The 8,632-nt window shown below is 37.4% G+C and carries 7 protein-coding genes and 1 pseudogene; 7 read left to right on the forward strand and 1 reads right to left on the reverse strand.

The genetic code is table 11. From position 1 onward, the window contains the following. The first annotated feature begins 206 nt into the window (after positions 1-206). The 7 genes and pseudogenes from ACFIJK_RS03565 to ACFIJK_RS03595 form a co-directional block, all read left to right on the forward strand. Positions 207-926, forward strand: a complete 720-nt coding sequence (locus ACFIJK_RS03565; protein WP_375626560.1) for a hypothetical protein — start codon at positions 207-209, stop codon at positions 924-926. Positions 927-1,671: 745 nt separating this feature from the next. Continuing rightward, positions 1,672-2,064, forward strand: a complete 393-nt coding sequence (locus ACFIJK_RS03570; RefSeq protein ID WP_375625254.1) for a helix-turn-helix domain-containing protein — start codon at positions 1,672-1,674, stop codon at positions 2,062-2,064. A gap of 313 nt (positions 2,065-2,377) precedes the next feature. Next, positions 2,378-3,421 carry a tetratricopeptide repeat protein gene (locus tag ACFIJK_RS03575; protein ID WP_375625253.1) on the forward strand — a complete coding sequence of 348 codons (1,044 nt, stop codon included), beginning with the start codon at positions 2,378-2,380 and terminating at the stop codon, positions 3,419-3,421. A gap of 607 nt (positions 3,422-4,028) precedes the next feature. Further along, a complete protein-coding gene (locus ACFIJK_RS03580) occupies positions 4,029-4,397 on the forward strand; it encodes a helix-turn-helix domain-containing protein (protein ID WP_375625252.1) in 369 nt (122 codons plus the stop codon). 598 nt (positions 4,398-4,995) lie between these two features. Beyond that, positions 4,996-5,571: an elongation factor P gene (gene efp / locus ACFIJK_RS03585; protein WP_015856958.1), complete on the forward strand. Its 576-nt coding sequence runs from the start codon at positions 4,996-4,998 to the stop codon at positions 5,569-5,571. A gap of 11 nt (positions 5,572-5,582) precedes the next feature. Next, entirely contained in the window at positions 5,583-6,374 is a 792-nt protein-coding gene (locus ACFIJK_RS03590; protein WP_015856959.1) for an inositol monophosphatase family protein, read from the forward strand. 8 nt (positions 6,375-6,382) lie between these two features. Continuing rightward, positions 6,383-7,036, forward strand: a pseudogene (locus ACFIJK_RS03595) (inositol monophosphatase family protein); the annotation flags it as partial. Between the two features lie 443 nt (positions 7,037-7,479). Here the strand turns inward: ACFIJK_RS03595 and ACFIJK_RS03600 are convergent. Beyond that, the coding region (locus tag ACFIJK_RS03600; protein ID WP_375626564.1) for a hypothetical protein at positions 7,480-8,632 on the reverse strand (1,153 nt) is incomplete at its 5' end.

Raw genomic sequence — 8,632 nt, forward strand, 5'->3', positions numbered from 1 at the left:
TTACTAACAATAACAATAATTAATAATAATAATAGTAGTAGTAGTTATATATTACTTAATATAAAAATAAATAATTTTTAATTAAGGGATCTTGTAAATGTAATTAACAGTAATTACATGAGTTATTGTTGCATAAATTATTATTCAACAAATTTTATCAATAAAAAAATGTATTATAAAGTTTTTAAATTAAAAAAGGGGATAAAATGAAAAATAAAAAACAACAATATAATATTACCGATAATAACATTGATTTTGACTATATTTATAGTTCATTTGTTTCAAGATTTTATTGGAAATGTAACTATTTTGAAAACGTATTTTCACCTTTCTATATAGAGAAAAGTCTTTTTAAACATGGCATGTTAGGTCTTTTTAAGGATGAAACACAGGGGTTTTTACTGTTACCATGTGAAGCTCACTTACAAGAAGGAGAACCAACAGAATACAAATGCAGTGGGAATGGCTATTCAAAAATAATTAATAAAGAGAATATTGTCATTCTTAGAAATGGTATATCTAGTGATATTCCATCTTTAATAGCTAAAAAATATGCAGAGAGGACATATAATATATTTCAAAATCATGGTATTGTAGCGCGAACATTAGAAAATGCGGTTTCATTCCCCATAAGTCCTGAAAGCCCTATACAAAATTTAGAAAACTTGCGAAAGCACCTAGAAACTTCAATCTCTGTAGCTGATCCTGGAAGCCTTATACAAAATTTAGAAGATTTGTGGCAACAACGAGACGACTTGCTTAATGAAGCTTTCTCAATATTAGGATTAAAAAAAGGAGATAATTTTATACGCTGTGTACATGCAAGAGAGACTTTTGTGAAAAATTGTAAAGATCGTTTTAATTTTGATATTAGTTTTAAAAGCCAATATGAATATCAGGAAGAATTATCCTCTCGCTTACGGTAAAATCAAGCACCATTAATTGTCATTAGGATGTGAAAATCATAGTAGTAAAATAACTAAGCTTTGCTTTAATGAGGAGCTCTCCGCCTCTCATTAAAAAGCTGTAAATTACAAAAACTTTTTTCATTTTTACTGCAATCTCCTAAAATCACTTTATCATTGAGCAAATGTTTTTTGTCGCATACACAACACCTAGGAAGGGTTTGAAACAACTTCTTACATATTAAAATGGGAGAGATTTTTTCAATTTTAAAAGAAGCTTGTATACTACCATTGTCCGAGCATCTGTACCTATTCTGTACCTATATTGTCAAAGTGAGAGAGTGCTAAGATTGCGGGAAATCATAGCGCATCCAAATTATCTTATATTGTATCGAGTAGCTGCAAAATAAATTGAGATTTTAACCGTAGTATACGCCCGCCGTAAATTTCCTAACTCCATTTGATTTGATGAAAAACGCAATACCTCTTACGAGAAAAACACTATTTTAATTTTTATTGTAAATTTCCTGAAATTACTTTATGAATTAAAAGATGTTTTGGTCGCATACGCAACGACCAAAAGGGGCCTTGAAAACCCTAAGTTCTAGCGTAAAGATGAGCCCACTTTGTGGGTATCCCGGAATTCCGGGAGTTTTTGCTATGTCCAGGTGCTCTCAGCACTAAAAGCAAAAAAAGCTGATTAGATTTCAGTACTTTCAAGCTCCCGGAATACTCATGCGAGGGCGCTCGCAACCGGCGGGGAAACATGCAATCTCAAAATCTTAATATTGATCTTTTTATTGGCAAAAAAATTCGCTTAAAACGAAAAATGTTGAAGATGTCTCAAACAACTTTAGGACACGCTTTAGGTGTCACTTTCCAACAAATTCAAAAATATGAAAAAGGCTTAAATCGTGTCAGCGCAGGGCGATTAATGGAAATTTCTGATATTTTGAATGTTCCACTTTCCTTTTTTTACGCGGATATCTTAACAAAACAGCAGTCCCCATATCATCATGATGAGATCGCATCGAACACAGAGGAATACCTGCTGCTCAAAAGATTTAGAACTCTCACAACGGTTAAAAAGAAAGCCTTTTTACAGCTGATCTCTGATGAGAGTGCAAACAATATCACACGGATAGCGCGCTATTCATAAGCATTCATAAGTATTTTAAAAAGCAGCCCCCATTGTAAGCATTTTTTCATTTTAGGAGGAGAAGCCCTTAATATAATAGAAGATAAGCATCTTTACACACAATAACCCTTTATCATTATTATTTTTAACAGGATTGTTTTAAACAGTCTGGCTCTCGTCGACATTTATGCTATTTTTTTAGCTTCCCCAACCCTACCTTAACTAAGACGAAAAACTGAGAGATAAAAAGTAATATAGAAATGAAATTCTTATACGGCTTGTAATGATGAAAAAAAAATGTGAAAGTTCTGATCGGTAATGAGGAGAAAACACCATGATCAAGAGAAGCGTGAAGCTGCTTATCTTAGGCGTGCTTGGCCTTGCAAGTTCTGCTGTCAATTCAGCTGGAAACACTGAAGAATTCTCAAGTTCTGAAGACTCTTTCAATACGATTCAAGAAGCTTCAAACACTCAAGAACCTTTTCAGCCCTTAAAAGCTGGAGACTATGATCAAGCCTATGACTATTACATCCAAGGTTATTATTTAAAAGCTTTTCGTGAAGCACTCCGACGTGCTGAAAAAAATGATCCTTTTGCACAAACTCTTCTTGCCAGAATTTATATGGAGGGATGTGCTGTCCCTATTGACGGTGCGCGTGCTGCTTTATGGTTTGAACGCGCCGCAAAACAGGGGGAACCCCAAGCACAACTACGCTATGGGCTTATGTTGTTTGATGGTAACTTTATAAAACAAAATCAAGAACTTGGTGAACAGTTCATTCAAAAATCTGTCAATGCAGGCGTCAAGGAAGCCTATTTTTATTACGGACAACTGCTTCTTTATAAAGCCGCACAGGAAAAACAAGCTCTCCCTGGTGTTTCTTCTCAAAGCCGTGAAAATGAAGCAATCGAGCAAGCCTTAAAATTGTACTTAAAAGGTGCTGCTCTTGGAGATGCTGAAGCTGCTTTTTCTGCTGCAAAAATTCTTTCCTTAGGCACGTTAAAACGACCAAAGGATGATCGCAATGCTCGCAAACTCATGGAGGTAGCGGCTCAAAACAACCACTTAAAAGCTCAACTTCATTTAGCACAATGGCTTATACAGGGGCGTGGAGGAGAAACAGATTTTCCCCGTGCTTTTCATTTACTTCAAAGAAATGCTATCAACATGATAGCACCAGCACAGATTTCCCTTGCAAGGCTTTATCGAGATGGCACAGGAACAAAAGGCGATATAATAATGGCAGCGGCATGGTATATGCTCGCAAAAGAGGCAAAAATGCAAGCTCCTGATCTTGAAATAATGCTCCAAGGCATGGACAAAACACAACTAGAAAAAGCGCACAAAGAAGCAATAAAGCTCCTTCCTGTTTTTTAAAATACTCCTCTCTGCATCAAAAAGATAAAATTTATAGAAATTCCGGGAGATTTTGCTCTGTCCAGGGGCGATAAGCACTAAAAGCAAAAAGGCTGACTAGAACTCAGTATTTTCAAGCTCCCGGAATACTCATGCGAGGGCGCTCGCAACCGGCGGGGGCTTTAAAATGCAAACCAAAGATCTTGATAATGACATTTTCATTGGTAAAGAAAACGCACTGGTATCATTTGCTTAAGCAAACAATATACAATAAGCAAAAGAACTAGGCTATCGCGAAAATTCCGAAAGCTCTATTTTTTCATTCTTTTTGCTTGAACGAAAAACACGCCGTCTCTTATAAAAAAACTATTTTTTATTGTAAATTTGCTGAAATTACTTTATGAATTGAAAGGTGTTTTGGTCGCATACGCAACGACCAATAGGGCTCTAAAAACCCGAAACCTCGTACATAAATTTACCCCGCTTTGCGGGTATCCCGGAATTCCGGGAGATTTTGCTATGTCCAGGTGCTTTAAGCACTAAAAGCAAAATGCTGATTCGAGGTCAGTGTTTTTAGACTCCCGGAATACCAACGCGAGGGCGCTCGCACCCGGCGGGGGGCTTTAAAATGCAAAGTAAAAATCTTAATATTGATCTTTTTGTAGGCAAAAAAGTTCGTTTTAGACGAAAAATGTTGAAGATGTCTCAAAAAACATTAGGTCAACATTTGGGTGTCACTTTCCAACAAATCCAGAAATATGAAAACGGCTTAAATCGTGTCAGCGCAGGGCGTTTAAAAGAAATTTCCGATATCTTAAATGTTCCGGTTTCCTTTTTCTATGCGGATATCATCACAAAACAACAGCCCCCATACCACCATGATGAAATCGCATCAAGCACAGAAGAATACCTGCTTTTAAAAAGATTTAGAGTTCTAACCTCGATAAAACAAAGAGCCATTTTACAGCTCATCGCTGATCAGAATGAAAGCTTTTAACATTGTGATATAGGGCGCTACACTCTTTGTTCTTAACTTGCCTCCCACCCCTCAAAGGACAGAAGTCCCTTCCCTATCCAGTTGGGAAACAATCCGTCTTCTCAGAACAGAACTCTTTTAGCTTCCGATTTCATGTGGTTCATTTCACAAGATTATCCGGACAAGCCACCCTCAAATATTCACCACATATTCTCAATTAAAAACACCTCATGGTTTTACGGAACTTATATCATTGCCATCAATTATATCATTGCCATTAATGATGATATTTTACGACACAAAGGGATAAAATCCCCAAAAATTCTAAAAATTTTTTGTGCAAATTTTTAAAAAGCTTGCGTCTGAGCGCTTTTTATGGTCTTGCAAAGAACTGAAAAGCAAAAATACATCAAGGTCCTTTTTTTACTCAAGCTTTTCTCTTTGCAAAAAACATGAGAAAACCTATGGAGCACACAGGACCATGAGAGAGCCGCAAGGCTAATCAAAGGAATTTGAGCCCGAAAATAACAAAAGAGCTTGACTGTTAAAGGCAGCAAAGAAAAGCGCCATAACGACAACAAGAGAGCTCTTTTTGCAAGAATAGAATTGGATAGAAACGATGAAAATTAATGGCAATGAAATTCGCCCTGGTAATGTGATCGAACATCAAGGAAGCTTATGGGTTGCTGTTAAATGCAACGCTGTAAAACCAGGAAAAGGTGGTGCATTTAACCAAGTTGAAATGAAAAATTTAATTGATGGTACAAAACTTAACGAACGCTTTCGTGCTGCTGAGACGGTTGAACGCGTGCGCCTTGAACAAAAGGATTTCACATTTCTTTATCAACAAGGGGATGCTTTGGTCTTTATGGATTCAGAATCTTATGAACAACTTGAACTTCAAAAGGATTTTGTTGGTGAACGTGCTGCTTTTCTCCAAGATGGGATGACTGTCACAGTTGAACTTTATCAAGAAAAGCCTATTGGCATCTCACTTCCTGATCAAGTTGCTGTCACGATTGCGGAAGCCGATCCTGCCATCAAAGGACAAACGGTTACCTCCTCTTATAAACCCGCCATTCTTGAAAACGGGATTCGTATTCTTGTTCCCCCCTTTATGAATGCTGGTGAACGTATCATTGTAGACACCAATGAGTTGATTTATTTGCGTCGCGCAAATGAAAAAGATAAATAAAGGAATAAAAAATGGCCCATTCTGCAGTCATGAATGTCATGGTGCAAGCTGCAATGAAAGCAGGACGCTCGTTGGTGCGTGATTACGGTGAAGTGCAAAATTTGCAAGTGTCTTTGAAAGGACCAGCGGATTATGTCAGCCAAGCAGATCGCAAAGCGGAAAAAATTATTTTCAATGAATTAAGCAAAGCGCGCCCCAAATTTGGTTTTCTAATGGAAGAGTCTGAAGAAATCATTGGCGAAGATTCCCAACATCGTTTCATTATTGACCCATTAGATGGCACCACAAATTTTCTCCATGGCATTCCTTTTTTTGCTGTTTCCATTGCCTTAGAAAGTCAAGGGAAAATCGTTGCTGGTGTCATTTACAATCCCGTAAGTGATGAACTCTTTACCGCAGAACGCGGGTGTGGTGCTTTTTTCAATGACCGACGCTGTCGCGTTTCTGCTCGACGCAGACTAGAAGATTGTGTCATTGCCACAGGTATGCCTCATTTTGGTCGCCCAAATCATGGAACCTATCTTATTGAATTACGCAATGTGATGGCGGAAGTTGCCGGACTTCGCCGTTTTGGCGCTGCTGCTCTTGATTTAGCTTATGTTGCTTCTGGCCGAACCGATGGCTTTTGGGAAGATAATCTGCAAATTTGGGATATGGCTGCTGGAATATTGATGGTTCGCGAAGCCGGTGGTTTTGTCACCGATAAAGAAGGCGGCAGCGATATATTCCGCAAAAAAAATATCATTGCTGGCAATGAACACATTCGCATCAAACTAGAAAAAACCCTCAAAAAAGGCATTTAGACCTCAGAAAAGATCTAGCAGATTATGTCAGCCAAGCAGATCGCAAAGCGGAAAAAATTATTGGAGAAGATTCACAACACCGTTTTATTGTTGACCCTTTGAGATGGCACCACAAATTTTCTCCATGGCATTCCTTTTTTTGCTGTTTCCATTGCCTTAGAAAGCCAAGGAAAAATCGCTGATGGTGTCATTTACAATCCCCTGAGTGATGAACTATTTACCGCAGAACGCGGGTGTGGTGCTTTTTTCAATGACCGATGCTGTCGCGTTTCTGCTCGGCGCAGACTAGAAGATTGTGTCATTGCTACAAGCATGCCTCATTTTGGTCGCCCAAATCATGGAACCTATCTTATTGAATTACGCAATGTGATGGCGGAAGTTGCTGGACTTCGCCGTTTTGGTGCTGCTGCTCTTGATTTAGCTTATGTTGCTGCTGGAAGAACTGATAGCTTTTGGGAAGATAACCTACAAATTTTTGATAGAACTACCGGCATACTGATGGTTCGCAAAACCAGTGGTTTTGTCAGCGATAAAGAAGGCAACAATATATTCCGCAAAAAAATATCATTGCTGGCAATGAACACATTCACACCAAACTAGAAAAAACCTCAAAAAGAGTATTTAACTCTTACAGTTTTTTTACAAAAACCTTAGAACCTTAAAACCCCACGTAAAGAGAGAGTTTTAAATTTTCTTTACATAAAACGATAGGAAATAACTAATCAGATTAACAAAAACATCATCACAAATAAAAAATATACTCGCTATCCCCCCCACAAAAGCAATCCCCAACAGCTTACCTTATTGACGTTTCTGTTATTCAAATTCCCCTCCAAACAAGCTGCAAAAGGCAATAAACAAAAAAACATCATAACAAAATGCCCCAAGAAGCAATTATCGCACCCAAAGCAAAAACACAATCCATTTCCTCCTCAATATATGCTCTTTATAGTGCGCTATCCATTGATCGAAAAAACTCTCCTCTCTCATAAAAACTGCCGCATATGTTTAAGAGTTTTCACGTCTTTTCCACCACTGCATAATAGCAGAGATTTCAGAAAAACCACTGATTCATAGGGCTGTTCTCTACCCCTTCATTTAACCATTATCTCAGATAGTCTATGAAATACTCTCGAGATTTATAGTAACAAAAATCCTTTTTCCCAAAAATTGCTTTCTGCACTTCACTTGCAAGCTGTTCTTTATCTTTTTCAATAGCCTCTTTCAGCGCCTTTACCTTCTTATCCCCAAAGATAACTTTTAATTTGTCTTTTAACTTTTTTTCCTCAACAAGCTTCTCCCAAAAGATCAATCGGTTATCGCATTTCTCATTTGATGATTTCATCCACTCTTTAACGCCTAATTTGTAAGCTTCTTCAAATGTTGGATTCCCTTCAACAATGGAAAGATTTTTTGCTCTATTTGTGTCATTCTCTTTACAAGTATTGATTGCATCTCTAACTGTGACAGAATGGCAACCATTATCAAAGGCAACATAGCCCTTTTTCACTGTTTTAATAAGCTTCTTATAGTAAATGAAAGTTTCTCTTGCCGCCTTATAATCACTGGAAATATCACACAACAACAACAACACATTCTTTTTACAATATAATAATAAAGTACACTCACCAGACCAAGATTCCGAAAGCTTTAGCATTTCCTCTATCTCTTTGTGTTCTATACTTATAGATATGTTGTCCCACAAAGTATCTGTAAATTTTTTCTTTTCATCCTCCCCTGTAAAGTTTTCCTTTTGGTGCTGTTTGCATTCAGCTGTAATCATATCATCAAGAACATATAACCACCAATGAAGTAATAACATCGTAGGTTGACTCCGTTTTTTTTTCGTAAGAGGATCTACAAACTTTTGCAGAATTATTCCATTCTTTCTCATTAATCGCACTGCTTTTATAAAAAATTTCCTAAAATACGAGCTATCCAAGAGACTGCATATTTTTTTGTAATGTTCATAAGTAAGTTTTTTTCCAAGTGCTTGCTTGTACAATAAACGCACTTTGTGATCCCCTCGAACACAAATATCCTTTACCAATGGAAGCCGATCCCCACTGAATTTCATATCTTCCCTAGGATTTTTTATCCCCAGTACGTCTCTTTCCCATAGCCTTACTCCCTCATCCCATTGTTTCAACCATTCCTGCGATACTTTTTGAGTTTTTGCAAAAAGCCTTTGTTCCCCTTGTTCAATAATCTCTTGATATCCAACGCACTCTTGCTCTTTTCGCTCAAGTTGTTCAGTC

This window comes from Bartonella sp. PS17NMGDW (genome assembly GCF_042193555.1).
Taxonomy (GTDB): domain Bacteria; phylum Pseudomonadota; class Alphaproteobacteria; order Rhizobiales; family Rhizobiaceae; genus Bartonella; species Bartonella grahamii.